Below are 25,807 nucleotides of genomic sequence, written 5' to 3' on the forward strand. Positions count from 1 at the left end.
TCCTGAATGGTGCAAGACATCAACAGTGATGAAAGCCTTACATGCATATTCTTCGTCAGCTCATCCTTGTTTTGATTGTCGCCGCTGGCGGCCTTTATCTTTGGGTGGCCTATGTCCCGCAGTCCAGACCGCTTTTGGACAAGCTGGGATTGCTTGACCTTTTGGGGGTCGAGATGCCTGAAACCGAAGCGGCACCTTCCGGGGCGGGATGGTCCGGGGGAGGGGCTGCGAAGGTGGTGACGGAAGAGGCGGAGGAACGGGCCATCGCCGACCGGATTACCGCGATCGGGGACGGCCGCGCGCTGCGGTCCGTCACGGTCCGGTCGAACGCTGTCGGGGTGATCACCGATCTGACATTGGCCTCGGGTCAGCGTGTGGAGGCGGGAACAGTGATTGCGCGGCTGGAGGACGAGGCCGAGCAGATCGCGGTGGAGCAGGCCCAGCTTCGGCTGGACGAGGCCCGCAAGGAAGAAGAGCGCGTCAAGCAGTTGCAGACACGCGGTGCGGTCACCGAGGTGCGCCTGAACGAGACCGAAAACGCGGTGCGCAGCGCCGAGCTTGGATTGCGGGAGGCAGAGTTCAACCTGTCGCAGCGCGAAGTGGTCGCGCCGATTTCCGGCTGGGTCGGAATCATCGACATCTCGCAGGGCGATCGGGTCAATAGTCAGGATATTCTTGCAACGATTACAGACCGTTCCGAGATTCTGATCGACTTTCGCGTGCCGGAACGGGTGGTTGGCAAGATCGCGGAAGGGCAGGGGGTTGATGTCACGCCGCTGGGCCTGCGCAACACGACCCTGAAAGGTGAGATTGCCACGATTGACACGGTGGTGGACCGGGCCAGCCGCACCTTGCTGGTGCGGGGCAAGGTGCGGAATGCTGACGATCTTCTACGCGCGGGGATGGCGTTTTCGGTCAGCCTCAGCTTTCCCGGTGAAACGCTGCTGTCGATCGCGCCGCTATCGGTGCAATGGTCAAGCGACGGCCCTTTTGTCTGGGTCGTGCGGGACGGCAAGGCGCAAAAGGTCGAGGTCACCATCGCGCAGCGCAACAGCGATTCCGTTCTGGTCAAATCCGACGATCTGACCGCCGGGGATGCTGTTGTGACCGAAGGGGTGCAAACGCTGCGTGACGGGGCCGAAGTCTTGCCTGTGGGGCCGCAGGAAACCGCCAATGCCGTGGCGGACGCGGACCGCAAGGATGCGCTATGAGCGGCGCTGCCATTTCGTCGCCCGGCACGGCGCTGTTCGTGCGCCGTCCGATCCTTGCCTTTGTGCTGAACGCGTTGATCGTGCTGGCGGGTCTTGCCGCGCTTGTCGGGGTCGAGGTGCGGGAACTGCCCAATGTGGACCGCCCGGTTGTGACCGTCACGACCAGATTTTCTGGCGCGGCCCCCGAAACCGTGGATCAGGAACTGACCGGGCGCATCGAAGGCGCTGTGGGGCGTGTTTCGGGCGTGCGGGCCATCGCGTCAAATTCGCGGTTCGGGCGCAGCCGGGTCACGCTTGAATTCAACGACAACGTGGATATTGACGTGGCCGCGACCGATGTGCGCGACGCGGTGGCGCGGATCGTCAACCAACTGCCCGAAGCGGCGGATGATCCCGAAATCGTCAAGGCGGATGCCAATGCGCAGGCGGTCATGCGGATCGCCGTCACCTCTGCCGGGCGGTTGCCGCAGGAGCTGACCGCGATTGTCGAGGACCGGATCGAGGATCGCCTGATCTCGGTCGAGGGGGTGGCAGATCTGCAAATCTACGGTGACAGAAAGCCGGTTTTTCGGATTGATATTGACCAGCTGGAGCTGGCCAGCCGGGGGCTGACGCTGGGCGATGTGCAGCGGGCGCTGGCCGATGTGGCCTATGATGCGCCTGCGGGCGATCTGGCGGGGGACCGGCAATCCATCAATGTCCGCACCACGGCAAGCGTGGCCACAGAGGCGGCGTTCGAGGCGCTGGAAATCCGCCAAAACGTCCGGATCGGCGATGTGGCGCGCGTGACATTGGGGCCAGCGCCGGGTGAAACGGTGTTGCGGGCCAACGGGCAGCAGGGCATCGGCATTGGCATTGTCCGGCAGGCCACGTCGAACACGCTGGAAATCTCGTCCAATGTGCGGGCGGTTGTGGATGACCTCAGCCAGAGCCTGCCGGATGATGTGAAGATTTTTGTCACCTCGGATGATGCGACCTTCATTTCGGGGTCGATCAGCGAGGTTCTGAAGACGCTGGGCATTGCCGTAGCCATCGTGGTGGCGGTGATTTTCATCTTTCTGCGCGATGTGCGTGCGACGCTGATCCCGACACTGACATTGCCGGTGGCGCTGGTCGGCACGCTGGCGGCGATCTATCTGGTCGGGTTTTCGGTCAACATCCTGACGCTGCTGGCGCTGGTGCTGGCCACGGGCATGGTTGTCGATGATGCGATCGTGGTGCTGGAGAACATCGTGCGGCAACGCGCGGCGGGCATGGGGCCACGGGCCGCGGCGGTGAACGGCACGGCGCAGGTGTTCTTTGCGGTCGTGACCACCACGGCAACGCTGGCGGCGGTGTTCGTGCCGCTGTCCTTTCTGCCGGGGCAGGCGGGCGGGTTGTTCCGGGAATTCGGTTTCACGCTGGCGATGGCGGTGCTGTTGTCCTCGGTCGTGGCGCTTAGCCTGTGTCCGGTGCTGGCCAGCCGGTTGCTGACAAAGCCACCTGCAAAAGACCCGCGCGGCCCGATGGTCTGGTTGGGCAACCGGCTGGTGCGCCTGTACGAAATGACCTTGCGCGGGGCGCTGAACATGCCCGCCGTGATCGTGCTGATCGCCATCTTCGTGGCGGCCACGGCGGCGCTGGTGGCGGGGGGTATTCGCCAAGAAGTGACGCCGCCGGAAGACCGTGCCGTGGCGTTGCTCAGCATTTCCGCCCCGCAGGGCGTGTCGCTGGAGTATACCCAGTCGAAGATGCGCCAGATCGAGGATCTGATCGCGCCGCTTCGCGACAGCGGCGAAGTGACGAATGTGTTCTCGATCAGCGGGTTCGGCTCTGACAGTCGCGGTTTCATGGTGTTCACGCTGGCGAATTGGGAAGACCGGGACCGCGCCCAGCAAGAGATCGTGGGCGAGATCAACGGCAAGCTGCGCGGCATCATCGGGGTGCGGGCATTCGCCATTCAGCCGAACTCTTTGGGGATCCGCGGGGCGGGCAGGGGGCTGGCCTTTGCGATCACTGGCGACAGCTACGATCAGCTTGCGGATGTGGCCGAAACCATGGTGGCCCGGATGCGAGATGTTCCGGGGTTGGGGCAGGTCAGGCTGGAATATGAGCAGACGCAACCGCAGCTTTTCGTGCAGATCGACCGGACGCTGGCGGCCGATCTGGGCATCGACATTTCGGGGCTGGGGCAGGCATTGCAGGCGGTGCTGGACGGGCGCCGGGTCGCGTCGGTTTTCATCGACGATGCCAGCTATGACGTGCAGATGGTATCGACCTCGGACCCGGTGAACGATCCCGGCGATCTTGAGAATGTCTTTGTGCAGACGGGCGCGGGGCAGATGGTGCCGATGTCCAGTTTCGTGACACTTGAGGAACGCGCCGTGGCGCCGGAGCTGGACCGGGAAGGGCAGAACCGTTCGGTCGAGCTGTCGGCGGGGCTGACGCCCGAAATGTCGCTGGGCGACGCGCTGATCGCGGTACAGGCCATCGGAGAAGAGGTGCTGGCCGAACAGAACCGGATCGTGCCGCTGGCCGAGGCGGCGACGCTGGATCAGACCAATAACGGCCTGTTCATCACCTTCGGTTTCGCGATTTTGGTGGTATTCCTGGTGTTGTCCGCACAGTTCGAAAGCTTCATCTCGGCCGTCGTTGTCATGTCCACCGTGCCCTTGGGGCTGGCCTGTGCGGTGTTTGCGCTGCTGATGACCGGGCAGAGCCTGAACGTCTATAGCCAGATCGGGCTGGTCATGCTGATCGGGATCATGGCCAAGAACGGCATCCTGATCGTCGAATTTGCCAATCAGCTTCGTGACAAGGGGCAGGACGTCCGCTCAGCGATTTTCGATGCCTCGACGATCCGTTTGCGTCCGGTGATGATGACCATGACCTCGACCGTTCTGGGGGGCGTGCCGCTGATCCTGTCCTCGGGCGCGGGGGCCGAGGCGCGCGAGGCGCTGGGTTGGGTCATTGTTGGCGGGCTGGGGCTGGCCACGGTCTCGACGCTATACCTGACGCCGGTGGCTTATTTGTTGCTGGCGCGGTTCTCGACGCCGAAGGCGGAGGAAGAGGCGCGGCTGGTCAGAGAGCTTTCGGAGGCGCGGGCGCAAGCGGCCTGATCCGGCCCGCGACCTTGCCGATCTGTCTGCGCGCTATACCTTTGTCACCACCGAGCAGTTTCTTGTTGCGTTCGGGTCTAAATCTGCGAGATCTGCCGGACCGAGAGCGATTGGCCGATGCAGGATTGATTGGTGAGCTTGGTTCACCCGAAGGCCCGGCCGACATGGACTCCGCAACTTAGGAAGGTCGTTCACACCATGCGCAAAATTTTCTCAACATGTGCTGTCGTTTTGATGGCAGGAACCGCTTCGGCGGATGTGACCGTGTCCATCCCGCTGGAAATTGGCGGAATGGATAGCGTGACAGCGCAAAACTATTCCTGCGGCGACGGCCAGAGCTTTGCCGTGCAATATGTCAATGCCGGGGCAAATGCGCTTGCGATCCTTCCGGTGGACGGGGAACAGCGTATTTTCGTGAATGTCGTGTCTGGATCCGGGGCGCGCTATGCCTCTGGCGCGCATGTCTGGTGGACCAAGGGCGAAACCGCAACCTTGCAGAACGAGATGTCGGAAGGCGGCGACCTGGAGTGTCAGGTGCAGGATGCCCCACCCTCAGAGTGAGAGCATCGTCGTGGCGATTGAAAAGTAGATCAGAACGCCAAGCGCGTCGGAAATCGTGGTGACCAGCGGCCCGCTGGCCGTTGCCGGATCAAGGTGCAGGCGGCTGAGAAGAAATGGCAGTGACATGCCAACAAGGCTGCCGATGATGACCACCAGAAACATCGTCGCCCCGACAACCAGCGCGACACCGGACCCGCCGCGCCAGATCCCCAGCGGCAAGACAACCAATGCCATGGTCGCCCCAAGGGCTGCGGCGATGAACAATTCGCGTCCGATCAGGTCCCGCCAGTCTTTCAGCACCACATCGCCCGTGGCCAAGGCGCGCACCATCAATGTGGCCGATTGCGCGCCGGCATTGCCGCTGCTGTCGATCAGAAGCGGCAGGAAAAACACCAGCGAGACATAGGCCAGAATGGTTTCCTCGAAATAGGCGATGCCCGCGCCTGAAAAGAGGTTGCCGAAAACCAGCAAAGCCAGCCAGACGATGCGCCTTGAATAAAGCAGCCGGATACTGGCCTGCCGCATGTTCTGCGAGAATGGCAGAACCGTCGAGATCTTCTGAAAATCCTCTGTCATTTCCGCCTGCATCGCGTCGGTCGCGTCATCATGGGTCACGATGCCCAGCAATACGCCATTTGCATCGACGACCGGCAGCGCCAGCAGGTCATAGCGCGCAATCAAATGCGCGACGTCCTCGCGGGTGGCATCCGCGGAGACGGAAATGGGGTCCGATTCCATCAACGCGGCGACCGGCGTCATATCGTCGGCCAGAACCAGTTCATGCAGCCGGATCGAGCCCATAAGGTGGCGATTGTCGTCCAGAACATATGAGCGGTAGATCGTTTCCGTGTCCGGTGCTTGCCGGCGCAATGCCGCCAGGGCGTCTTGCGCGGTCATGTCTTCGGCAAGCACGGCATAGTCGGATGTCATCAGCGCACCGACAGAGCGATCACCATGGACGGAAAGGCGGCGAATATCGGCCCGGTCCGCCTCGTCCAGTTCTGCCATCAATGCCTTCTGGTCGTCCGGCGCGAGATGGTTGAACAGATCGGCGCGGTCATCGGCATCCATCCGGGTCACGATTCTGGCCAGGTCGGGGGCGGCAATGGTGCCTGCCAGATCGGTCTGGGCGGGCAGTGACAGTTTCCCGAACACATTAGCCCGGCGCCCCGGATCGACATCCAAAAGCTGTTGTGATCTCTTTGCAATGGGCAACTGTTCGATCCAGGAGGCCACATCGACGACATGCGCGGATGCCAGAAATGTCGCGATGGTCTCTGCCGATGCATGTGCCGATGGCAGATGTCCCGTCGAGTGTCGGTCATATATCGGCATGGGAGGCGTCCTTTGACATGCGGGCAGGGGGCGGGAAATGAATAGCGCCCGCCGTCACCGTCAACAAGCGCGCCCGGTCACGCAAGCCATGCGCTGCCGGTGCCGCACATTTGCTGGCCGTCAGGACGAGGCATCGTCGATCAGCGGATTGGGTTTGGCGAACTCTTCGAGGCCCGCCTGATTGCTGATCGTGATGCGGCTGCCGTTGACGGTGACACCATGTGGCTGGAGGCCTTTGAAGGCGCGGCTGAGGTTTTCGGGGGTCATGCCCAATACCGATGCCAGCCGGCGCTTTTCAGAATTCAGCTCGAATATCGGGCCACCGCCGGCATGCCTTTGCTGGCGCAGCAGATAATTGGCCAGCCGTTCAAGCGAGCTGCGCAGCTTGATGTCCTTCTGGGCCTTGATGACGGCGCGGTAGCATTGCGAAAGCTCTGTCACGATCGCACGGGCAAAACCGCTGTCCTTGTCGAAAATCGCGCGGACGTCCTGGCTGGGTATCAGGGCGATCCGGCTTTTTTCCAACGTGCGCGCGGACATCAGATAGGGCGCATTCTTGATCGTCGCGGCCAGAATGAAGGTCGAGATCGGCCGCACGGTGGCCATGCTGGTCGCCCTGCCGTTCCATTCCGAAAACAGATCGACTGCGCCGGACAGAACGACATGCAGGAAATCGCTTGGGTCGCCTTCGGTAATCAATTCGACCTGAGCAGGGAAATTCTGGACATAGGCGCCCTGCATCAAAGAGGCGAAATGCCCATCTGTCATTTGCGCGAACAGGTCGAGTTTCTGAATATCGCGGTATTCGGAATCGGACATGGCACTTCCTTAGCGGTCGCGTTGGGTAAGTATCGGCCAGCTGATTGATAATTGTCAATTATTCGATTGACCTGTGCTGAATTGCGCTTGACCTATCAGGCTTTCGGATATGATATTTGTCTTGTAAGTAGCTTATTTTGCTATTCTTTTTCTGTTTTATGATCTGGATCAACTTATCCGGCCCGCGCGCGATGCAGATACGGCAGTGACCCCCGCCAAGGGGTAAAGACGCAATTTCTCGCCGGAGGCCCCGCCATGCAGACCGCAGCCACAGCCTCGCGCGCCGATCAGACGCGCGCCCTGAGCCTGAGTACGATCGCCTTTACCGCGTGTTTCGCGGTCTGGACGATCTTTTCCATTATCGGAGTCGCCATCAAGGCCGAGCTTGGCCTGAACGACACGCAATTCGGGCTGCTGGTGGCCACGCCGATCCTCACCGGCTCTGTCACGCGGTTGTTTCTGGGCGTCTGGGCCGAGAAATATGGCGGGCGGCTGGTGTTTTCCAGCCAGATGATCCTGACGGCGCTGGCGACATGGGCGCTGACGCTGGCGGACAGCTATATCATGTATCTGGTCGCGGCGCTTGGGATCGGGCTTGCGGGCGGGTCGTTCATCATCGGTGTCGCCTATGTCAGCCGTTGGTATGATGCGGGGCGGCAGGGCACGGCGCTGGGGGTCTTCGGGGCAGGCAATGTCGGCGCGGCGGTCACCAAGTTCGTCGCGCCATTCGTCATGGTGGCTTACGGCTGGCACGGTGTGGCCTATGTCTGGGCGGCCGGCCTTGCCACCATCGGCGTGCTGTTCTTCGTGCTGGCCAAGGACGACCCCGAGCTGGTGGCGCGCCGCAATTCCGGGGCCAAGGCACCGTCGCTGGCGCAGCAATTCGCGCCTTTGAAAAATCTTCAGGTCTGGCGGTTCTCGCTTTACTACTTCTTCGTGTTCGGTGCCTTCGTGGCGCTGGCGCTGTGGATGCCGCATTACCTGATCGACGTCTACGAAGTGGATGTGAAGACGGCGGGCATGGCGGCGGCCTCTTTCAGCCTGTCGGCCTCGCTGTTCCGGGCCTATGGCGGACATCTGAGCGACAAGTTCGGCGCGCGTCAGGTCATGTACTGGACCTTCGGCTTTTCGATGATCCTGCTGTTCATGCTGTCTTATCCGCCGACCGACTATGTGGTCCATGGCAAGGACGGGCTGATCACCTTTTCCACCTCCATGGCGTTCTGGCCCTTTGTCGGCACGCTGTTCGCGCTTGGCTTTTTCATGAGCCTCGGCAAGGCGGCGGTGTTCAAGCATATCCCGGTCTATTATCCGCAGCATGTGGGGGCCGTCGGCGGTCTTGTCGGGATGATCGGCGGGCTGGGGGGCTTTGCCCTGCCGATCATCTTCGGCGCGCTTCTGGACCTGACCGGCATCTATACCTCGTGTTTTGCGCTGCTGTTCGTGCTGGTCGCGATTGCGCTTGCATGGATGCATCTGTCGATCCGTGCGATGGAACGTGCCGCCCACGGCACCGCGCTGGACCAGTTGCCCGCATTGCCCGAGATGCAGGATGTCCATAACCCGGAGCGCATGGAAATTCCGCGTGTGCTGGAGGAATGGCATCCCGAAGACGCGGCTTTCTGGGCCGATAAGGGCAGGGCCGTGGCGCGGCGCAACTTGTGGATCTCTATCCCGGCGCTGCTTCTGGCCTTTTCGGTCTGGATGGTCTGGTCGATGGTTGTGGCGCGTCTGCCCGCGATCGGGTTCGACTTTACCTCGGGCCAGCTTTTCTGGCTGGCGGCGCTGCCGGGGCTGTCGGGGGCGACGCTGCGCATCTTCTACAGTTTCATGGTGCCGATCTTTGGCGGGCGGCTTTGGACAACGCTGTCGACCGCGTCGCTGCTGCTGCCGGCGGCGGGCATTGGCTATGCGGTACAAAACCCCGACACGCCTTATCTGATCTTCCTGGTGCTGGCGCTGTTATGCGGCACGGGCGGCGGCAACTTTGCGTCGTCAATGGCCAATATCGGCTATTTCTTCCCGAAGGCCGAGAAGGGCAATGCGCTGGCGCTGAACGCGGGTCTGGGCAATCTGGGCGTGTCGGTCATGCAGTTCCTTGTGCCCATCGTCATCACGGCGGGCGTGTTCGGGGCCATGGGCGGGCAGCCGCAGACCATGTCCGACGGCGGCATGCTGTGGATGCAGAATGCCGGGTTCGTCTGGGTGCCGTTCATCCTTGCGGCGACGGTCGCCGCGTGGCTGGGCATGAATGACATCGCCGATGCGCGCGCCAGCTTTGCCGATCAGTCGGTGATCTTCGGGCGTGTGCATAACTGGCTGATGTGTGTCCTTTATACCGGCACGTTCGGCAGCTTCATCGGCTATTCCGCGGGCTTGCCGCTGCTGACAAAACTGGCCTTCCCCGAGATCAACGCGCTGAACTATGTGTTCCTCGGCCCGCTGGTGGGCGCGCTCAGCCGTGCGGGAACCGGCTGGATCAGCGACCGCTTCGGCGGGGGGCGCGTCACCTTCTGGACGTTCCTTGCGATGATCGCGGCCACCTTCGGCGTGATCTTCTTTCTCGGGGTCGGGTCGTTCACGGGGTTCTTCGCCTGTTTCATGGCGCTGTTCTTCCTGACCGGTGTGGGCAATGCGTCCACCTTTCAGATGATCCCGGTGATCATGGGCCGCGAGGTGCCGCGCCTGATGCCGCATCTGGGGCTGGAGGACCGCAAGCGGCAGATCGCCATGGAATCCGGCGCGATCACCGCCTTCACCTCGGCCATTGCCGCCTATGGTGCGTTCTTCATCCCCAAGGCCTACGGCACATCCATCGCGATGACCGGATCGGCGGTGGGGGCGCTTTGGGGCTTCCTGATCTTCTACGCGCTCTGCGTCGTCATCACCTGGGTCGTCTACACGCGCCCCGGTGGCCTGCTGCACGATATCGAGAGCGGCGGCGGCAGTATCGGCGGGGCCACCGCGCAGCCTGCCCAATGACACTCCCCTTTGAGCGGGCGGCGACACGCGCCGCCCGCAGCCTGAATACCGAAAGGACAGCAAGATGAGCCATTTGCTTGACAGACTGAACTTCTTCCAGAGCAAGGAGTTGGAGACATTCTCGGACGGGTGGGGCCAGACGACCCGCGAGAACCGCGACTGGGAAGAGACCTACCGAAACCGCTGGCGGCACGACAAGATCGTGCGGTCCACGCATGGGGTGAATTGCACCGGGTCATGCTCGTGGAAGATCTACGTCAAATCCGGCATCGTCACATGGGAAACCCAGCAGACCGATTATCCGCGCACCCGTGCGGGCCTGCCCAATCACGAGCCGCGCGGCTGCGCGCGCGGCGCCTCCTATAGCTGGTATCTGTATTCGGCCAACCGCGTGAAGAACCCGCTGATCCGGGGTGGCCTGATGCGGATCTGGCGCAAGATGCGCGCCAAGAAGACGCCGGTTGCAGCCTGGGCCGCCATTCAGAACGATCCGATCCTTCGGGCGTCCTATACCAAGACCCGTGGCAAGGGCGGGTTCGTGCGCGCCACATGGGACGAGGCGACAGAGATCGTGGCCGCCGCCAATGCCTATACGACCAGGACCTATGGCCCGGACCGCGTTTTCGGGTTCTCCCCGATCCCGGCGATGTCGATGGTCAGCTATGCGGCCGGCGCGCGGTATCTGTCGCTTCTGGGCGGCACCTGCATGTCCTTCTACGACTGGTATTGCGATCTGCCGCCCGCGTCGCCGCAGACCTGGGGTGAACAGACCGACGTGCCCGAAAGTGCCGATTGGTACAATGCGGGCTTTCTGATGCTCTGGGGGTCGAACGTGCCGCAGACCCGCACGCCCGACGCGCATTTCTATACCGAGGTCCGGTATCGCGGTACCAAGTCGGCGGTGGTCAGCCCCGACTATTCCGAAGCCGCCAAGTTCGGCGATATCTGGCTGAACCCGCAGGCCGGCACGGATGCGGCGCTGGCGATGGCCCTGGGACATGTGATCCTGCGCGAGTTCCACCTTGACCGGCAGGCCGAGTATTTCGAGGAGTATGCCCGCAAATATACCGACATGCCGATGCTGGTCCGGCTGGATGAAAAGGATGGCCACCTTATTCCGGGCCGGATGCTGCGGGCCGAGGATTTCAGCGACAAGCTGGGCGAGACCAACAATCCCGACTGGAAAACCGTCGCTTATGACGAGGCGTCGGGCCAGATCGTCGCGCCCAACGGCTCTATCGGGTTTCGCTGGGGCGAAGAGGGCAAGTGGAACCTTGAACAGCGCGCCAAGGGGGGCGAGGCGCAGTTGCGTCTGAGCCAGATCCTTGACGGCGACCATGACGAGGTTGTCGGTGTGGATTTCCCCTATTTCGGCGGGGCCGCGACCGGCGATTTCGTGAAATGCGACCACCCCGAGGTTCTGACCCGCAACATCCCGGCGCGGCGTGTGACGCTGGCCGATGGCAAGGAGGCGCTTGTCGCCACCGTCTTTGACCTGTTCTGCGCCAATTACGGGCTGGACCGGGGGCTTGGCGGCAAATGGGTGTCGAAGGATTTCGACGATGACAGCCCCTATACACCCGCCTGGGCAGAAAAGATCACCGGTGTGGAGCGTGAAAAGATCATCGCCGTCGCGCGTGAATTTGCGGGCAATGCGGAAAAGACCGAAGGCAAGTCCATGGTCATTCTGGGGGCCGGTCTGAACCACTGGTATCACATGGACATGGCCTATCGCGGGATCATCAACATGCTGGTGATGTGCGGCTGTATCGGCAAGGAGGGCGGCGGCTGGTCGCACTATGTCGGGCAGGAAAAGCTGCGCCCGCAGACCGGATGGCAACCGCTGGCCTTCGGACTGGACTGGAGCCGCCCGCCGCGCCACATGAACGCGACCAGCGCATGGTACGCGCATACCGATCAGTGGCGCTATGAGACGCTGAGTGCGGGCGAGATCCTGTCGCCGACAGCGCCAAAGGGCGATTGGGATGTCAGCCTGATAGATTACAATATCCGCGCCGAGCGTATGGGCTGGCTGCCCTCCGCGCCGCAGTTGAAAACCAACCCGCTTGACGTGTCCAGGGCCGCGAAGGACGCGGGCAAGGAGATCAAGGATTACGTCGTCGAGCAGTTGAAATCCGGCGATCTTCAGATGTCCTGCGAAGACCCGGACGCGCCGGAAAACTGGCCGCGCAACCTGTTTGTCTGGCGCTCGAACCTGCTGGGATCCTCCGGCAAGGGGCATGAGTATTTCCTCAAGCATCTTCTGGGCACCGATCATGGCGTGATGGGCAAGGATCTGGGCGAGGAAGGCGGTGTGATCCCGAAAGAGGCCGCCTGGCACGATGAGGCACCCAAGGGCAAGCTGGACCTGCTGGTGACGATTGATTTTCGGATGTCCACCACCTGCGTCTATTCCGACATCGTGCTGCCCACGGCAAGCTGGTACGAAAAGGACGATCTGAACACCTCGGACATGCACCCGTTCATCCACCCGCTACAGGCGGCCGTGGACCCTGCCTATGAAAGCAAATCCGACTGGGAAATCTTCAAGGCGATTGCCGCGAAGTTTTCCGAAGTCGCGCCCGAGGTGCTGGGGCTGGAGACGGACATCGTGCAGGTTCCGCTGCTGCATGACACACCCGGCGAGTTGGCACAGGCCCATGTGAAAGACTGGAAGACGGGCGAATGTGACCTGATCCCCGGCAAGACCGCGCCGAATTATGTCGCGGTGGAGCGGGATTATCCGAACCTCTACAAGAAGTTCACCTCTGTCGGGCCGCTTCTGGAAAAGCTGGGCAATGGCGGCAAGGGGATCAACTGGGACACCAAGGACGAGGTCGGGCATCTGCGCGACCTGAACGGCGAGGTGCTGGACGAGGGTATCTCGAAAGGCCAGCCCAAGCTGAACACCGCAATCGACGCGGCGGAAATGATCCTGATGCTTGCCCCCGAAACCAATGGCGAGGTGGCCGTGAAGGCGTGGGAAGAGCTGGAAAAGCCCACGGGCCGTCATCACGCGCATCTGGCCGAAGGCGCGCATCACACCAAGATCCGCTTTCGCGACATCGCGGCGCAGCCGCGCAAGATCATCTCCAGCCCCACATGGTCGGGGATCGAAAGCGAGGAGGTCTGCTATAACGCGGGCTACACCAACGTGCACGAGATGATCCCGTGGCGGACGCTGACCGGGCGCCAGCAACTGTATCAGGATCACGAATGGATGCGGGCCTTTGGCGAAGGCTTCGTCAGCTACCGCCCGCCGGTGGACCTGAAAACGATCACCAAGGCGGTCAACAACGACGCGGCCGAGGGCAGCCCGCATGTCGTGCTGAACTTCATCACGCCCCACCAGAAATGGGGCATCCACAGTACTTATACCGACAACCTGCTGATGCTGACGCTGAACCGGGGCGGGCCGGTTGTCTGGATGTCCGAACTGGACGCGAAGAAGGCCGGGCTGGTCGATAATGACTGGGTGGAAGCCTACAACATCAACGGCGCGCTGACCGCGCGGGTGGTGGTCAGCCAGCGGATCAAGCAAGGCACGCTGTTCATGTATCACGCGCAGGAAAAGATCGTGAACACGCCGGGGTCCGAAAAGACCGGCAATCGCGGCGGCATCCACAACTCTGTCACCCGCACCACGCTGAAGCCCACGCATATGATCGGCGGCTATGCGCAGCTGTCCTACGGGTTCAACTACTACGGCACCGTGGGCAGCAACCGCGACGAGTTCGTGATCGTGCGCAAGATGAAGAAAATCGACTGGCTGGATCAGCCCGCAACCGAAAAAGTGGAGGCAGCAGAATGAGAGTTCGCGCACAAATCGGCAAGGTTCTGAACCTCGACAAATGCATCGGGTGTCACACTTGCTCTGTCACCTGCAAGAACGTCTGGACCAGCCGCGACGGCGTTGAATACGCCTGGTTCAACAATGTCGAAACCAAACCCGGCACCGGCTATCCGACCGATTGGGAGAACCAGAAACGCTGGCACGGCGGCTGGACCCGTTCGGCCAGTGGCAAGCTGCATCCCAAACAGGGCAGCAAATGGCGGATCATGGCGAATATTTTCGCCAACCCGTCCATGCCGGAAATCGACGACTACTATGAACCGTTCGATTTCGACTATGACCACCTGAAATCCGCTTCCGAAGGCAGCGTCTTTCCGACTGCGCGGCCCCGGTCGAAGATCACCGGCGAGCGGATGGAGAAGATCGAGAAAGGCCCGAACTGGGAAGAAATCCTGGGCGGCGAGTTTTCCAAACGGTCGGAGGATTACAATTTCGAGAATGTGCAGAAGGAGATTTACGGGGAATATGAAAACACCTTCATGATGTATCTGCCGCGCCTGTGCGAGCATTGCCTCAACCCGACCTGCTCGGCCTCTTGCCCCTCGGGCGCGATCTACAAGCGCGAGGAGGACGGTATTGTCCTGATCGACCAGGAAAAATGTCGCGGCTGGCGGATGTGCATTTCCGGCTGCCCCTACAAGAAGGTTTATTACAACTGGGATACCGGCAAGTCCGAAAAATGCACCTTCTGTTATCCGCGCATCGAGTCCGGTCAGCCGACGGTGTGTTCGGAAACCTGCGTGGGGCGCATCCGCTATCTGGGCGTGATCCTGTATGACGCCGACAAGATCGAGGCGGCGGCGAGTTCGGAACGTGAAACCGATCTGTACGGCGCGCAGCTGGATGTGTTTCTGGACCCCAACGACCCCGAAGTGATCGCCTCGGCGCGCCGTGACGGTGTGCCCGAGGACTGGATCGAGGCGGCCAAGGTCAGCCCGGTCTGGAAGATGGCGATGGATTGGAAGGTGGCCTTTCCGCTGCATCCTGAATACCGGACCCTGCCGATGGTCTGGTACATCCCGCCGCTGTCGCCCATTCAGAACGCCGCACAGGCGGGGCAGATCGCCATGAGCGATCAGATGCCGGACGTGCGCAGCTTGCGCATCCCGGTGAAATACCTTGCCAACATGCTGACGGCAGGGGACGAGGAACCCATCGTGCACGCGCTGGAACGCATGTCTGCGATGCGGCTTTACATGCGCGCCCTCAGCGTTGACGGCGTGCGTGACGAAGCGATTGCCGCCCGTGTGGGCATGGCGGGCCGCGTGATCGAGGACATGTACAAGATCATGGCCATCGCCGATTACGAGGATCGTTTCGCCATTCCCACGTCGCACCGTGAACAGAACGAGCAAGGCGGCGACATTCGCGGCGGCTGTGGTTTCACCGACGGCAATGGCTGTTCCACCGGCGACACGGGCAAGACCACGCTGTTCGGCGGCAAGAAAAAGCCGTTTGCCCTTCCGACGGAGACATTCTGATGATGGACCGCACACTCAAGGCGCTGTCGCTGGTGCTGAGCTACCCGACGGCAGAGCTACAGGACGCCATGCCCGATATTGCCGAGATCCTTGGCGCGGATCCGCGTATCCCGCTTAGCCTGCGCGCCGTTTTACGGCAGTTCGCGCATGGGTTTGCCAAGGGCGATATTGTTGATCTGCAAGAGCGCTATGTCATGCTGTTCGACCGGTCGCGCACGCTGTCGCTGAACCTGTTCGAGCATATCCACGGCGAAAGCCGGGAGCGTGGCGGCGCGATGGTCAGCCTGATCGAAACCTACCGGGCGGGCGGGGTGGAACCCGCCACCTCGGAACTGCCGGACCACCTGCCGGTGCTGCTGGAGTTTCTGTCCACAAGGCCGCAACCCGAGGCGCAGGAGATCCTTGCAGATGCGGCGCATATCCTTGACGCGTTGCGGGCGCGACTGGTGCGGCGCGAAAGCGGCTATGCCGGCGCATTGGCAGCCCTGCTGCACCTGTCGGGCAGCCCTGCCGATGCCGAGACGCTGGCCGAAATGTTGGCCCTGCCCGATGACGACCCGACCGATCTGGCCGCCTTGGATGCGGTCTGGGAGGAGACCGAGGTCACGTTCGGGCCGGATCCGAACGGTGGATGCCCACAGGTGCGCGATCTGCTTGCCGCGATGGACAGCCCCACAGCCCCCCCTTTGAACCGGAGGACATGACATGTTTGCCAATCTCGACATCGACTTCATCATCTTCGGGATCATGCCCTATGCGGCGCTGACTGTTCTCGTGGTGGGCTCGATCGCGCGCTATGAACGCGATCCCTTTACCTGGAAAAGCGCGTCGAGCCAGCTTTTGCGCCAGAAGCAACTGTTCTGGGGTTCGGTCCTGTTTCATGTGGGCATCATCACGGTGTTCTTTGGCCACCTGATCGGGCTTTTCACTCCCGTTTGGGTGCTGGATGCCCTGGGCGTGCCCCATGGGCTGAAACAGTGGATGGCCGTTTTGATCGGTGGCCCGGCGGGGCTTGCGTCGCTGATCGGGGCCACGATCTTGCTGCATCGGCGACTGACGGACAGCCGCATCCGCGCCACCTCCAGCTTTGCCGATATCGCCATTCTGGCGCTGATCTGGCTTCAGTTGATCGTGGGTCTGTTTACCATCACCCAAACGCTTCAGCATATGGATGGGGCGGAAATGGTGCGCTTTATGAACTGGTCACAAAGCATCCTGACATGGAACGTCAACGCCTGGACGGATATGGTCGATGTGCACTGGCTCTATCGTTTTCACATCTTCCTTGGCCTGATCATCACGGCGCTGTTTCCCTTCACCCGGCTGGTTCACATGATCTCGGGCTTTGCAGCACCCTTTCGCTATCTGCTGAGACGGCCCGGATACCAGATCGTCCGGTCGCGCCGCCAACGACCGCTGGAAGAGCGCCGGGATGCGTTTGATGCGCGCCAGGCGAAACCGGGTGCCACCGCCCCGACAGCAGGGGAGTGACGGCGATGAATGTTTCTCTCTTTCCCGACGTTGTGGTGAACGGCGAACAAATACCCCCGGCAGCGATTGCCGCCGAAGCCCAGAACCATCCCGGCCCCAAGGAAAAGCCCGGCATCGCGTGGCGCAAGGCAGCACAGGCGCTGACCATCCGGGCGCTTCTGTTGCAAGAGGCGCGGCGGCGCGGTCAGCACCCCGATCCTGCGGAACTGGCACCGGGGCGGGTCGAAACCGAGGACGAGGCGATGATCCGGGCGCTTCTCGACGAGGCGCTGAACATCGCGCCGGTGACGGAAGAGTCGGTGCGCCGCGAATGGGCGAAAGATCCGGGCCGCTACCGATCCGCACCGCTTTGGGATGTGTCGCATATCCTGTGCGCCTGCGATCCGCGGGACGAAATCGCCCGAGATCAGGCCGAGGCCCGCGCCAAGGCGCTGTTGTCAAAGCTGGACGGCGATGCAAAGGGGTTTGCCCGCGCCGCCCGCGAAAGCGATTGCGGCTCGAAAGAGGCGGGCGGTCATCTGGGTCAGTTGGGGCCGGGCGATACCGTGCCCGAATTCGAGACCGCGCTGCGCCGCCTGTCCGATAATTGCATCACATCCGCGCCGGTGCTATCACGACACGGCTGGCATATCATCCGCCTCAACGCCACGGCACCGGGGCAGGTGCTGCCTTATGAAACGGTTCGTCCCAAGATCGCGCAGGCGTTGGAAAAGGCCGCCTGGGCACGCGCATCGCGGGATTTCATTGAAACGCTTGCGTCCACGGCAAGCATTGCAGGCGCAAGCCTTGCGCCGATCTGACACAGGCGAAAGGGCGGGACATGAATCAACCAGATCCGGCGGGGCACCTTCGCCCTTCAGCGGAGACCTCGTATGTTGAATGATCTTCTTGCGCGTAATCGGAACTGGTCGGCAGAGCGGCAGGAACAAGAGCCGGACTTTTTTACCCGGCTCGCCGCGCAACAGGCACCCGAGTATTTCTGGATCGGCTGCTCGGACAGCCGGGTGCCGGCAAATGTGGTTGCCGGGCTTGATCCCGGCGAAGTCTTTGTTCACCGCAATGTTGCAAATGTCATTCATTCCTCCGACATGAACCTGCTTTCGGCGCTGGAATTTGCCGTTGACACGCTGCATGTGCGCGAGGTCATCGTTTGCGGCCATTACGGTTGCGGCGGTGTGAAGGCCGCGACCGAGGATGTCCCCCATGGTCTGGCCGATCACTGGCTGGAACCGATCCGGAGGCTGGCCCGCAGCTATGCCGCGGATCTGACGCAGCTGCCGGACATCGAACAGCGCCGCGAAAGACTGGCAGAGTTGAACGTGGTCGATGGTGTCCGGCGCGTGGCCGAAACGCCGATCCTTCGCCGGGCGTGGCAACACGGGGCGGATATACGCATTCACGGCTTGATCTACGGGCTGAAGGACGGGCGGCTGCGCGATCTGGATTGCACGGTTGGTCCCGACCATTTTCAATCGGCCGACGCGACCTGAAAACCAGACCCTGACGAAACATTTGCCACGCCGATCAGCAAGCGCCCGGACCAAACCGCGATCCGGGCTGGATGCAACGCGGCATGGTCGTTTCCATATCCAAAGGTTGCGCGACGATCCTGACGTCGCAAAAGCGCGCGGTTCTGACAGCGCTGAATTTACCTTATCCGAAAGTGATGGCAAGGACCGCGTGCCGGTTCTTCGAGCATGGCGTTAAGCCACAGCGATTTCGTGGAGGTTGCTTCGCGTGGTGCTGCGCTGCGGGGGTTCGGAAATCTGAAATGTCGTGATCAAAGTTGACATGGATGAACTTGACGGTTCCAGAGGGTGTTTCCGGGCCGCATTGACCCGGCATTGCGCGCGGCGGCTGTGCCGAACCCACGGTCGAAATCGCGTTGTTTCCGCAGCTTTTTCACCCTGTATGGGCGGTGCGTTTTTAACCCTAAGAGAAAAATTGTTTACCTATGGGAATTTTTACCTAATATGGGCGAAATAGAGTTAACTTCAAGGCAGGCTGAATTTTGGCAACAAAATTATCAAAACGCGCTGGAAAGTTACAACAAACATCAACATGGGAGAAAAACGTATGCCTGACATGGCGAAACGAATCGAATCGATGCACCGACAGGACATCGGCGTTGCCTGGGCTTTTGTTGTAGGTTTGTGGCTTGCGATCATCTTCGTCGCCAGCGCGACATGGTCGCTTGCACCAAATAGTGCCGCGCGGACGATGCTGCTGATCGGCGGTGGCATGATCTTGCTGCTGAACACAGCCGCCATTCTGGCGATGCTGCGCCATTACCGCGAAGATCGCGACTTCATGTACGGGCTGGATATCAAGTTTCTTGATATTGCCCGCGCGCAGAAACGTCAGTGAACGGAAGTACAAAGATGGCAGATTATACACCCCCTACCCAAAGCAAGTTTGGGCAGATCATCGACGTGATCGTTCTTCTGGTTCTGGCAATCGGCGCGCTTTACCTGCCGCTGTGGCTGAACCTCGCAGGCAGTTCGCAGACATCCAATGTGTCCGAGAACCCGACATGGGAAAGCCTGGGGCAGAATGCGACGATGATCGAGAAGTGGAACCAGCTGGGCTATGCCGAAGCGGCCGATGCCGCCGAACTGATCACGGCACGGTTTGACTACTCGTTCTCGATCCTCAGCCTGCTGGTCATGATCGTGGTCGTCGTCGGCTATTACGCGCTTATTCTTCGCTTTTCCGAAAAGGAATACGGCGATGTAATCGCAGAGAAATTTGGCAAGAAATAGACGCAAGATCGGACTTTGAAAATGGATATCTGGAATATCTTCGAATACGCCGCGTGGGGACTTTCAATCGTCTTCGGGCTTTATATCGTCATCGACTGGTTCAGGATCGACAGCACCTATAGCGAAGAGGAACTGATGTCCTCGCGCGAGGGCGCGCTTGAGGCGATGACGGAAGAACACACACTTTAAGAGGGGTAAGTGGATGTCTGATACAGATATCACGTCCAAAGACATGGATGGAATGGGCCCCGGTGGGACCAAAGTGGGCCTGGCACGGGTGCTGGGACCGGCACATATCTGGGGCCTTGGCGTCGGGATCGTCCTTGTGGGCGAATATATGGGATGGAACTTTGCCGTGGGCAAGGGCGGGGCCTATGCCGCGCTGCTGGCCTGCTGGTTCGCCGGTATCCTGTATTCCTGCGTCGCGATGATCGACAGCGAGGTCACATCGACCGTTGCGGCGGCCGGGGGGCAGTATACCCAGGCCAAGCATATCGTCGGGCCGTTGATGGCCTTCAATGTCGGCCTTTACCTGGTCTTTGCCTACACGATGCTGGAGGCGGCGAATGCCATCACCTTCGGATTCCTGATCGACACCGTGGCCGGCATGACGGGGCATGAAGGGCTGGACCAACGGCCGTTCATTGTTCTGGCAATCATGTTTCTGGCATGGCTGAACTATCGCGGGGTTCTGGCGACGCTGACATTCAGCCTGATCATCACGGCTGTGGCGTTCTCGGCGATCATCATCCTGTTCCTGTCAACCGCCGTGTTCATGGGCGACAGCCCGCTGCGTCACGCGCAGTTGATGACCGATCTTCCCTATGGATGGCTGGGCATCTTGGCCGCGATGCATTTCGGCCTTTGGTACTATCTGGGGATCGAGGGGACATGTCAGGCGGCAGAAGAGGTTCGTTCGCCTGCGCGGTCGCTGCCCTTCGGGACGCTTGCAGGCATCATGACGCTGCTGATCGCCGCAACCCTGACATGGTATGTCTGCGTGGGTCTCATGCCTTGGGAATATCTGGGGCAGGCGGGCGTTCCACTGTTTGACGCGGCACGGCTGTCGGGGTCGATGACACTGATGATCCTTTTGGGGATCGGCACCATGTTCGCGACGCTGGCCTCGGCCAATGGCTGTATCAACGATGCCAGCCGCGCCTGGTTCGCGATGGGGCGAGACCATTATCTGCCGGAATGGTTCGGAGCGGTGCACCCCAAGTTCCGCACGCCCTACCGGTCGATCATCTTCCTGATCCCGATCGCGCTGATCTTTGCCTTGGGTGCGCCGTTGGATCAGGTCATCACCTTCTCGATCCTGTCGGGCCTGCTGGGATATACCTTCATGCCGCTGAACGTGATCCTGTTCCGTCGCAAATGGCCACTGGACACGATCAAGCGGGGGTATGAGCATCCGTTCCACCCGATCCCGGCGATCCTGTTGCTATGCCTGTGCGGGGTGACATTCTTTGCGGTCTTCCTTGGCTATGGGTCGCAACTGGTCGCGATGATCTCTTTCTACATCATCGTTTCGTTGTGGTTCCATTTCTGGCGCTATCGCTTCGTGCGCCGGGCGGCGCAGTTCACCATGCCGTGGCCACGTCCGCGCGGATACTGAGACCCCGGACCGGCCCGCAATCTCGCGGGCCGGTTCCTTGTGAGTGAAGGCTGCCGGGATGGACCGATTTCTGCTCATGGCGATCATCGTCGTGCTGGGGGCGCTGGTAGCGACCCTCGCGATCAACATTCGCCGTGCCTCTGCTGCGCGGCATCGGACGCGCGCCGCCTATATGGACGCGTGTCGTGCGCTGTTGGATCAACCGCGCATGGGTGTGTCCCCCACCGGGTTTGCCCGGTTGGCAGGCAGCTATCAGGGGCAAGAGACCGACATTCAGGCCATGCCCGACACGCTGACCTTTCGCAAACTTCCGGCCTTGTGGGTGCTTGTGACATTGCCCGGCCCATTGCCCGTGGGCGCTACGCTGGATCTGATGGTCCGGTCCACCGGGATCGAGCCATTCTCGCGCTTTCAGTCCTTGCACAACCAGCTGGATCTGCCCGAAGGTTTTCCGGAAACCTGCGCCATCCGCACAGACAATCCCGCGCTTATGCCGTCCGAGGATCTGATGCGCCGGCATCTGCATATCTTCGATGATCCCAGGGTGAAGGAGCTGGTGATTTCGCCGGACGGTCTGCGGATCGTGTTTCTGGCGGAAGAGGCGCAGCGCAGCCGCTACCTGATTTACCGCGACGCGGAAATGGGGCTGAAACCACTGCCTGCCGAGCAGGTGATCCCGAAACTGGAGGCGCTTCTGGCGTTGCGGGCAGATATTCTGGACGCGGCAGCCGACAAGATAGAGAAGATACCAGCATGAGCATCGTCACGCGCGCGCCCTTCAATCCCTATCTGGTACTGGTCAGCGCCATCATTCTGCCCGCGTCGGGCCAGGTGTTGAACCGTCAGCCGGTCCGCGGATTGCTGTTCTTGTTCTTCGTGGTGCTTCTGGGTGGATACACGCTGAAGACAGCGGCCCCGGATGTGTCGCTTATCGGCAAGTATTCGGGCGGGATCTTTGTCTATGCGATGGCGATCTATGACGCCTACAAAACCGCGCGCATCCGCCATTCGGTATGGGCCGCCGCAAAACGGTGATCGTGTCAGGGCAGCCCCCAAGCGACAGGCAGGGGGTCGCCTGATCGCTGTTTGACCGGGCGCGCTGGTTTGTTCCCAAGTATCAAAAACCACCCCTCGTCAGGCCGGTGTCGGTGCGTCGCGTTGCCTTCGGGCGGTTGCCCAATTCAGCGCCAGCAACACCGCGATCAGCAACGCACCCGCGATTTCGCCCTGCAAGCTGGGCCAAAAGATCGCGACGATGCCGGGCAGCGCCAGAACCCGCGCCCAGATCGGCATGGGACCGAACAGGAACCCCTCCAGAGAAGCGGCAAAGGCGGTCAGGGCGAGGATGGCGATCACGCCGTTCCACAGGACAACCGGGACGGGACCGCCCTCGATCAGCGAGGGATTGAACACCAGGAAAAGCGGGACAAGATATAGCCCCTTGGCGTATTTCCACGCCTGCACAGAGGTTTCCATCGGCGAGGCGTTGGCAATTGCCGCGCCCGCAAACCCTGCCAAAGCGACGGGCGGGGTGACGTTTGAATCCTGACTCCACCAGAAGACGACCAGATGGGCAACCAGAAGCGGTATTCCGAATTGTTCGGTCAGCGCCGGGCCGACAAGGATGATCAGCACGATATAGGCTGCCGTCACGGGTAATCCCATGCCAAGGATCAGGCTGGCAAGCACGACCAGCAGCAGGGCCAACAGCAGATTGCCGTTGGAGAAAGCCAGCATCATCGCCGAGAATTTCAACCCCAGCCCGGTCAGGCCCACGACACCCACGACAATCCCCGCAACCGCACAGGCCATCGACACCGCGACGGCGTTGCGGGCACCCAGTTCCAGCGCCTCCAATGTGCGGGCGGCACCGGCTTTGACCAGTGCGAGCAGCGCAGGGATCGTGGGACCGGCGGCGATATATTGCATCAGGCCACGCAAGATCGCCGCGCCGATGACCGCGACGATGGCATAGAACCCCACGCGCATCGGCGAATAGCCCACGACCAACAGCCAGACAAGCGCGACCAGCGGCAACAGGAAATGCCAGCCCTCGGCCAGCACGTCGCGCACCTTGGGCAATTCATCGGACGGGATGCCCGTCATCCCCTGTTTGACGGCCGCGATATGGACCAGCAGATAGACCGCCCCGAAATAGAGAAACGCCGGGAAGATCGAGACCAGCACGATCTCGATATAGGGCACGCGGGTGAACTCGCTCATCAGGAAGGCACCAGCCCCCATCAGCGGCGGCATGATCTGCCCCCCGGTCGAGGCGGCGGCCTCGATCCCCCCGGCCTGTGCCGGGCGATAGCCCAGCCGTTTCATCAGCGGGATGGTGAATGCCCCGGTCGTGACCACATTGGCGATGGCCGACCCAGAGATCGAGCCCATACCCGCGCTGGCGATCACCGCCGCTTTGGCCGGGCCGCCGCGTTGGCGTCCGGTGGCGGCATAAGCGAGATCGATGAAGAACTTGCCCGCGCCAGTCACTTCCAGAAATGCGCCGAACAGCACGAAGACGAAGATGAACGTGGCCGCGACCCCCAGCGGCAGGCCGAAGATGCCTTCGGCCCCCAGCGTCATCTGGCTTGACAGACGTTCCAGCGTATAGCCGCGATGGTTCAGGATGCCGGGCAGGAAATCGGACAGAAACGGCAGCTCTCCGCGGTTGCCGGCAAAAGCGTAGAGGATGAAAACCGCGCCGATGATCGTCATGCCAAGGCCGATGGCGCGCCGTGCAGCTTCCAGCACGACCAGCGTTGTGATGATTCCCACGGTCACGTCGATGTTGCGCGGGATGATGGCATTGGCGATGGCGTCGATATTGGCAGGCACCCAATACCCCACCAGTACACCGCATCCGATCAACGTGCCGTCGATGGCCCAGCCCAATAGGCCGCGCGGGCGGTCGCCGGTCACGGGATACATCAGGAAGCAAAGGACAAGGATGAAACCCAGATGGATGGGGCGCTGAAAGAACAGGCCAAGCGGCTGAATGCCGGCGGCGTAAAGCTGAAACAGCGATAGTGCGATTCCGACCGCGGCGATCATTCGCAAGATGAAGCGCGGCTGTTTCCCCACCCCCGGAGCCTGCACGTCATGTGTGTCGGTCATTCGGTTTTCTCCGGTTGCAATGCGATGAGAACGCGGGCGCGGGGTGCCAAAGCCGAAAGCGATATATCGTCCTTCGCGGTCACGATCCTGTGGTTTACGGCCACGCTGCCGGGCCGCAGCACATAGGCATTGCCGGGCACCGGCTCGCCGATATTCTCGATCCAGTAGCCACCCGCGCCGTCCGAGGTCTGTTTTCCCCGTCCCGGAAGGTGGCCAAGACCGGCGGCGAAATCGGGCTGGTGCGAACGCTCCAGCACCATGCGGCCCGATTGGTTGCGATAGCAGTCCTGAACTTCGAAACCCTGCACCGAATGGTGCCACAGGATGCACCAGCCCGACCCGTCAGCCACGGTCAGCCGGGCAATCTCTGTCCCGTCAGGCAAGGTTGCGGTCAGGTTTTCGGCCAAGGCGGGCAGGGCGGTCAGGAAGAGAGCCAGCAGCCCTCTTCCAAAAGTACGGATCACGGGCGGAGTTTGTCCGGGATCGTGGCGCCTGCCTCTTCGTAGTAGCGCAGCGCGCCGGGGTGCAGCGGCACTGGTGTCGCGTTCATCGAGAACTCGACCGTGGTCTCGTTCGCGGCCGGGTGAACGGCCTGCATGTCGGCGATGTTTTCATACATGGCCTTGGTGATCATGTAGACGGTGTCTTCGTCCATCTCGGACGAGACCACCAACACGTTGGGAACGCCGAGCGTCGGCACCGCTTCATCGACGCCGTCATAGACGCCACCGGCAAGGCTGAGCGAGGCAAAGACCGGGTCCGCCGCTTTGGCCGCCTCGACCTGTTCATCGCTCAGCCCGATCATGCGGATACCGTTTGTTGTCGCAAGGTTGAGGATTGACGAGGTGGGCGCGCCGACGCTCCAGAACCCGGCATCAATATCGCCGTTGTTGAGCGCGTCTGCGGTTTCATTGAAGTTCAGCCGCTGCGCGTTGAAATCGTCAAAGGAGATGCCGTTCGCCTCCAGCAGGGTCTTTGCGTTCACCTCTGTACCCGATCCCGGCGCACCAACCGACACGCGCTTGCCCTTCAGGTCGTCGATCGTCTCGACGTCGCTGTCGGCAAGGGTCACGATCTGGACCATGTTGGCGTAAAGCGAGCCTACGGCGCGGATCATCGGCAATTCCTGGCCCTCAAAACGCCCGGTGCCGGAATAGGCCTGTTGCACCGTGTCGGCCAGCCCAATGGCAAGATCGGCATCGCCCGTCGCGATAAGCCCCATGTTTTCAACCGACGCGCCGGTGACTTCGGCCGTGGCGCTGTAGCCTTCGACGTTGTTGTTGATGACCTCGGCCAACCCGCCGCCCATCGGGTAGTAGACCCCGCCGGTGCCGCCGGTGGCGATGGAAAGCTGCATCTGCGCCATGGCCGGCGTGGCGGCCACAAGGGCCGCGACAGCAAAATACTTCGTCAGTTTCATTGGTTCCTCCCGGTTTATATTGGCGTTCACCGTATATCCCGACCGAAATATTTCAAGCT

21 protein-coding genes are annotated in these 25,807 nt (G+C 61.4%); 16 read left to right on the top strand and 5 right to left on the bottom strand.

Features of this window, described 5'->3' with window-relative positions:
* Positions 1-41 precede the first annotated feature (41 nt).
* The 3 genes from DMZ65_RS11525 to DMZ65_RS11535 all read left to right on the top strand — a co-directional run bounded on the left by DMZ65_RS11525 (position 42) and on the right by DMZ65_RS11535 (position 4,870).
* Positions 42-1,211, top strand: a complete 1,170-nt coding sequence (locus DMZ65_RS11525) for an efflux RND transporter periplasmic adaptor subunit (protein ID WP_116599047.1) — start codon at positions 42-44, stop codon at positions 1,209-1,211.
* Entirely contained in the window at positions 1,208-4,309 is a 3,102-nt protein-coding gene (locus tag DMZ65_RS11530) for an efflux RND transporter permease subunit (protein WP_116599048.1), read from the top strand. The genes DMZ65_RS11525 and DMZ65_RS11530 overlap by 4 nt, the downstream gene beginning before the upstream one ends.
* Positions 4,310-4,543: 234 nt before the next feature.
* Entirely contained in the window at positions 4,544-4,870 is a 327-nt protein-coding gene (locus tag DMZ65_RS11535) for an MliC family protein (RefSeq protein ID WP_157960615.1), read from the top strand.
* Here DMZ65_RS11535 and mgtE read toward each other — a convergent pair.
* Both mgtE and DMZ65_RS11545 read right to left on the bottom strand, forming a co-directional pair.
* Positions 4,862-6,205, bottom strand: coding sequence for a magnesium transporter (mgtE, locus tag DMZ65_RS11540; RefSeq protein WP_116599050.1), 1,344 nt, complete (start codon positions 6,203-6,205; stop codon positions 4,862-4,864). The two genes, DMZ65_RS11535 and mgtE, sit on opposite strands and share 9 nt — an antisense overlap.
* A 120-nt stretch (positions 6,206-6,325) precedes the next feature.
* Positions 6,326-7,024: a cyclic nucleotide-binding domain-containing protein gene (locus DMZ65_RS11545; RefSeq protein WP_116599051.1), complete on the bottom strand. Its 699-nt coding sequence runs from the start codon at positions 7,022-7,024 to the stop codon at positions 6,326-6,328.
* A 255-nt stretch (positions 7,025-7,279) separates the two neighbouring features.
* Here DMZ65_RS11545 and DMZ65_RS11550 point away from each other — a divergent pair, with 255 nt between their 5' ends.
* The 13 genes from DMZ65_RS11550 to DMZ65_RS11605 all read left to right on the top strand — a co-directional run bounded on the left by DMZ65_RS11550 (position 7,280) and on the right by DMZ65_RS11605 (position 22,246).
* Positions 7,280-10,006, top strand: a complete 2,727-nt coding sequence (locus DMZ65_RS11550; RefSeq protein WP_116599052.1) for a nitrate/nitrite transporter — start codon at positions 7,280-7,282, stop codon at positions 10,004-10,006.
* A gap of 64 nt (positions 10,007-10,070) precedes the next feature.
* Positions 10,071-13,817, top strand: a complete 3,747-nt coding sequence (locus DMZ65_RS11555) for a nitrate reductase subunit alpha (protein ID WP_116599053.1) — start codon at positions 10,071-10,073, stop codon at positions 13,815-13,817.
* Positions 13,814-15,340 (top strand): nitrate reductase subunit beta, encoded by a 1,527-nt coding sequence (narH, locus tag DMZ65_RS11560; RefSeq protein WP_116599054.1) that lies wholly within the window; start codon positions 13,814-13,816, stop codon positions 15,338-15,340. Before DMZ65_RS11555 ends, narH begins: the two co-directional genes overlap by 4 nt.
* 2 nt (positions 15,341-15,342) lie before the next feature.
* Complete coding sequence (gene narJ / locus DMZ65_RS11565) at positions 15,343-16,044, top strand: nitrate reductase molybdenum cofactor assembly chaperone (protein ID WP_116599117.1); 702 nt, start codon at positions 15,343-15,345, stop codon at positions 16,042-16,044.
* A 1-nt stretch (position 16,045) separates the two neighbouring features.
* On the top strand, positions 16,046-16,831 hold the full coding sequence (gene narI, locus DMZ65_RS11570; RefSeq protein ID WP_116599055.1) for a respiratory nitrate reductase subunit gamma: 786 nt from the start codon (positions 16,046-16,048) through the stop codon (positions 16,829-16,831).
* A gap of 5 nt (positions 16,832-16,836) precedes the next feature.
* On the top strand, positions 16,837-17,631 hold the full coding sequence (locus DMZ65_RS11575) for a peptidylprolyl isomerase (protein WP_116599118.1): 795 nt from the start codon (positions 16,837-16,839) through the stop codon (positions 17,629-17,631).
* 72 nt (positions 17,632-17,703) lie between these two features.
* Entirely contained in the window at positions 17,704-18,321 is a 618-nt protein-coding gene (locus DMZ65_RS11580; protein ID WP_116599056.1) for a carbonic anhydrase, read from the top strand.
* 595 nt (positions 18,322-18,916) lie between these two features.
* Entirely contained in the window at positions 18,917-19,198 is a 282-nt protein-coding gene (locus DMZ65_RS11585) for a hypothetical protein (RefSeq protein WP_232824975.1), read from the top strand.
* Between the two features lie 14 nt (positions 19,199-19,212).
* Positions 19,213-19,593, top strand: coding sequence for a hypothetical protein (locus DMZ65_RS11590; protein WP_116599120.1), 381 nt, complete (start codon positions 19,213-19,215; stop codon positions 19,591-19,593).
* A gap of 21 nt (positions 19,594-19,614) precedes the next feature.
* Entirely contained in the window at positions 19,615-19,782 is a 168-nt protein-coding gene (locus tag DMZ65_RS19680; protein ID WP_179141504.1) for a hypothetical protein, read from the top strand.
* A 13-nt stretch (positions 19,783-19,795) separates the two neighbouring features.
* The gene (locus DMZ65_RS11595) at positions 19,796-21,211 is read left to right on the top strand and encodes an APC family permease (protein WP_232824976.1); all 1,416 of its coding nucleotides are present in this window, start codon (positions 19,796-19,798) and stop codon (positions 21,209-21,211) included.
* Positions 21,212-21,269: 58 nt separating this feature from the next.
* Positions 21,270-21,968: a hypothetical protein gene (locus DMZ65_RS11600; RefSeq protein WP_116599057.1), complete on the top strand. Its 699-nt coding sequence runs from the start codon at positions 21,270-21,272 to the stop codon at positions 21,966-21,968.
* Positions 21,965-22,246 carry a hypothetical protein gene (locus DMZ65_RS11605; protein ID WP_116599058.1) on the top strand — a complete coding sequence of 94 codons (282 nt, stop codon included), beginning with the start codon at positions 21,965-21,967 and terminating at the stop codon, positions 22,244-22,246. Before DMZ65_RS11600 ends, DMZ65_RS11605 begins: the two co-directional genes overlap by 4 nt.
* A gap of 99 nt (positions 22,247-22,345) precedes the next feature.
* On the opposite strand, the gene DMZ65_RS11610 is transcribed toward DMZ65_RS11605, so the two are convergent.
* From DMZ65_RS11610 to DMZ65_RS11620, 3 genes are read right to left on the bottom strand one after another with little or no spacing between them, the layout of a single operon-like run.
* Complete coding sequence (locus tag DMZ65_RS11610) at positions 22,346-24,328, bottom strand: TRAP transporter permease (protein WP_116599059.1); 1,983 nt, start codon at positions 24,326-24,328, stop codon at positions 22,346-22,348.
* Positions 24,325-24,792, bottom strand: coding sequence for a DUF1850 domain-containing protein (locus tag DMZ65_RS11615; protein WP_232824977.1), 468 nt, complete (start codon positions 24,790-24,792; stop codon positions 24,325-24,327). Before DMZ65_RS11615 ends, DMZ65_RS11610 begins: the two co-directional genes overlap by 4 nt.
* A complete protein-coding gene (locus DMZ65_RS11620; protein WP_116599122.1) occupies positions 24,789-25,748 on the bottom strand; it encodes a TAXI family TRAP transporter solute-binding subunit in 960 nt (319 codons plus the stop codon). The genes DMZ65_RS11615 and DMZ65_RS11620 overlap by 4 nt, the downstream gene beginning before the upstream one ends.
* Positions 25,749-25,807: the final 59 nt, after the last annotated feature.

The organism is Primorskyibacter marinus (genome assembly GCF_003313245.1).
In the GTDB taxonomy this organism is placed as follows: domain Bacteria; phylum Pseudomonadota; class Alphaproteobacteria; order Rhodobacterales; family Rhodobacteraceae; genus Primorskyibacter; species Primorskyibacter marinus.

Coding starts and splice junctions, on each gene's coding strand:
- DMZ65_RS11525 (WP_116599047.1), top strand. CDS start 42: ATGCATATTCTTCGTCAGCTCATCCTTGTTTTGATTGTCGCCGCTGGC.
- DMZ65_RS11530 (WP_116599048.1), top strand. CDS start 1,208: ATGAGCGGCGCTGCCATTTCGTCGCCCGGCACGGCGCTGTTCGTGCGC.
- DMZ65_RS11535 (WP_157960615.1), top strand. CDS start 4,544: ATGGCAGGAACCGCTTCGGCGGATGTGACCGTGTCCATCCCGCTGGAA.
- mgtE (WP_116599050.1), bottom strand. CDS start 6,205: ATGCCGATATATGACCGACACTCGACGGGACATCTGCCATCGGCACAT.
- DMZ65_RS11545 (WP_116599051.1), bottom strand. CDS start 7,024: ATGTCCGATTCCGAATACCGCGATATTCAGAAACTCGACCTGTTCGCG.
- DMZ65_RS11550 (WP_116599052.1), top strand. CDS start 7,280: ATGCAGACCGCAGCCACAGCCTCGCGCGCCGATCAGACGCGCGCCCTG.
- DMZ65_RS11555 (WP_116599053.1), top strand. CDS start 10,071: ATGAGCCATTTGCTTGACAGACTGAACTTCTTCCAGAGCAAGGAGTTG.
- narH (WP_116599054.1), top strand. CDS start 13,814: ATGAGAGTTCGCGCACAAATCGGCAAGGTTCTGAACCTCGACAAATGC.
- narJ (WP_116599117.1), top strand. CDS start 15,343: ATGGACCGCACACTCAAGGCGCTGTCGCTGGTGCTGAGCTACCCGACG.
- narI (WP_116599055.1), top strand. CDS start 16,046: ATGTTTGCCAATCTCGACATCGACTTCATCATCTTCGGGATCATGCCC.
- DMZ65_RS11575 (WP_116599118.1), top strand. CDS start 16,837: ATGAATGTTTCTCTCTTTCCCGACGTTGTGGTGAACGGCGAACAAATA.
- DMZ65_RS11580 (WP_116599056.1), top strand. CDS start 17,704: ATGTTGAATGATCTTCTTGCGCGTAATCGGAACTGGTCGGCAGAGCGG.
- DMZ65_RS11585 (WP_232824975.1), top strand. CDS start 18,917: ATGGCGAAACGAATCGAATCGATGCACCGACAGGACATCGGCGTTGCC.
- DMZ65_RS11590 (WP_116599120.1), top strand. CDS start 19,213: ATGGCAGATTATACACCCCCTACCCAAAGCAAGTTTGGGCAGATCATC.
- DMZ65_RS19680 (WP_179141504.1), top strand. CDS start 19,615: ATGGATATCTGGAATATCTTCGAATACGCCGCGTGGGGACTTTCAATC.
- DMZ65_RS11595 (WP_232824976.1), top strand. CDS start 19,796: ATGTCTGATACAGATATCACGTCCAAAGACATGGATGGAATGGGCCCC.
- DMZ65_RS11600 (WP_116599057.1), top strand. CDS start 21,270: ATGGACCGATTTCTGCTCATGGCGATCATCGTCGTGCTGGGGGCGCTG.
- DMZ65_RS11605 (WP_116599058.1), top strand. CDS start 21,965: ATGAGCATCGTCACGCGCGCGCCCTTCAATCCCTATCTGGTACTGGTC.
- DMZ65_RS11610 (WP_116599059.1), bottom strand. CDS start 24,328: ATGACCGACACACATGACGTGCAGGCTCCGGGGGTGGGGAAACAGCCG.
- DMZ65_RS11620 (WP_116599122.1), bottom strand. CDS start 25,748: ATGAAACTGACGAAGTATTTTGCTGTCGCGGCCCTTGTGGCCGCCACG.